Annotated in this window: 1 protein-coding gene and 1 pseudogene; one reads left to right on the top strand and one right to left on the bottom strand. The window is 72.4% G+C overall.

What is annotated here, in order from left to right:
• Positions 1-53 precede the first annotated feature (53 nt).
• Positions 54-1,466, bottom strand: a complete 1,413-nt coding sequence (locus PROKR_RS05435) for an NAD(P)/FAD-dependent oxidoreductase (RefSeq protein ID WP_036960348.1) — start codon at positions 1,464-1,466, stop codon at positions 54-56.
• Positions 1,467-1,674: 208 nt separating this feature from the next.
• On the opposite strand from PROKR_RS05435, the pseudogene PROKR_RS33950 reads away from it, so the two are divergent.
• Positions 1,675-1,862: pseudogene (locus PROKR_RS33950) on the top strand (hypothetical protein); the annotation flags it as partial.

The following is a 1,862-nucleotide window of genomic DNA, read 5'->3' on the forward strand; positions in this document are numbered from 1 at the left end:
CTGCCCGGCGGGACGGGGTGGCCCGACGGCGCTCGCCGGCCCTCCGGCTCAGGTCAGCCCGCATCGCGCACCACGCTCAGCTCGGGCCGGGCGGCGGCTGCCTCGTGGGCGATGGCGTCGGCGTCGGCTTCGGCTTCGGCTTCGGCGTCCGCGAACGGGTCGCCGCCGGCGAGGAACGCGGCGCGCGGCTTCTGCACCGTGGACAGCGGGATGATGTCGCGGCCGAACAACACCGCCGACACCCAGACGAGCAGCACGCGCACCTTGCGCTCCCACGTCGGCACGGCCAGCACGTGGTAGCCGCGGTGCATGACCCAGGCCGGGAAGCCCTTGATGACCAGCTTCTTGTACTGGAAGATGCCGCGCCCGATGCCGAGGGTGGCGACCGTGCCGAGGCTGTGGTGCAGGTACGGCCTGACCTTCTTGCCCCGCAGGTCCGCGACCAGGTTGGCCGCCAGCAGCTTGCCCTGGCGGACGGCGTGCTGCGCGTTCGGTACGGTCCGCGCGCCCGGCACGGAGGAGGCCAGGTCGGGGACGGCGGCGTTGTCGCCGGCGGCCCAGGCGTCCGGGACGGGCGTCTCGTCGGTGCCGACCCGCAGGTCGGCGCGGACGCGGACCAGGCCGCGCTCGTCGACCGGCAGGTCGGTGTTCCGCGCGACGACGGGGTTGCTCCCGTTGCCGGCGGCCCAGATCAGCAGGCCGTTGCCGTACGACTCTCCGGTGGAGAGCATGATCCGGCCCTCGGCCGCCGACACGACCTGGGTGCCCAGGTGGATGCGCCCGCCCCGCTCCTGCAGGTGGCGCACCACCCAGCGGCCGGGCTCGTCCGTGACCTCCGGCAGGATGCGCTTGTTCGAGTCGACGAGGTGGAAGGCCAGGTCGTCGCGGCCGAGCTCCGGGTAGGACTTCAGCAGCGCCGTGGCCAGCGACAGCAGCTCGCCGAACACCTCGACACCGGTGAACCCGCCACCCACGACGGTGACCGTCAGCAGCCGACGGCGCTCGGTCCCCGGCGGGAGCAGCGCGGCCCGGTCGAACGCCGTCAGCAGGGCGTCGCGGATCGCGACCGCCTCCTCCACGTGCTTGAGGCCGATCGCCTCCTGCTCGATGCCCGGGACCGGGAACGTGCGGGTCACGGCACCCGCCGTGACGACGATCGTGTCGTAGCCGACCTCCCGCAGGGCGCCGTCGTTGGTGCGGACGGTCGCGGTGCGGTTCGCGTGGTCGATCTTGGTGGTCTGGCCGGCGATGATCGTCGTGCGGTGCAGGTGGCGGCGCAGCGACACCATGACGTGGCGCGCCTCGATCGAACCGGCCGTGACCTCGGGCAGGAACGGCTGGTAGGTCATGTAGCCGTGCGGGTCGACGAGCGTCACCTCGGCCTCGCCCCTGCGGAGCTTCTTCTCCAGGCCCCACGCGGTGTAGAAGCCCGCGTAGCCGCCGCCGACGATCAGAATCTTCTCCATGACACCCTCCTGGTGGTCTTACCAGTTCGACAAAACAGCGCGGCCGGATGTGACGTGGTGGTGGTCACAGTGCAGGTCAGGCGGGGCCTCGTAGGCACGGACAACTCGAACCTGGATCCGGTCCCGGGGCGCGCTCACGCTGATGTCGACCGGCCGCCCGGCCGGCGTGGGACCAGCCGTGAGGAAGACAGCCGTGAGCAGGACAGCCGTGAGCAAGAAAGCAGTGAAGAAGACGACCCGGACCAGCGGCCCCGTCAGGCACCGCGCCCGTCGGTACACCGACGTCGTCGTACCCGACCTTGGCGGACGCCGCGCCCTGGTGACCGGCGCGAGCGACGGCATCGGCCTCGGGCTGGCCGAGCGGCTCGCGCGGGCCGGGGCCGAGCTCGTGCTGCC

This window comes from Promicromonospora kroppenstedtii DSM 19349, assembly GCF_000515355.1.
Classification (GTDB): Bacteria; Actinomycetota; Actinomycetes; order Actinomycetales; family Cellulomonadaceae; genus Promicromonospora; species Promicromonospora kroppenstedtii.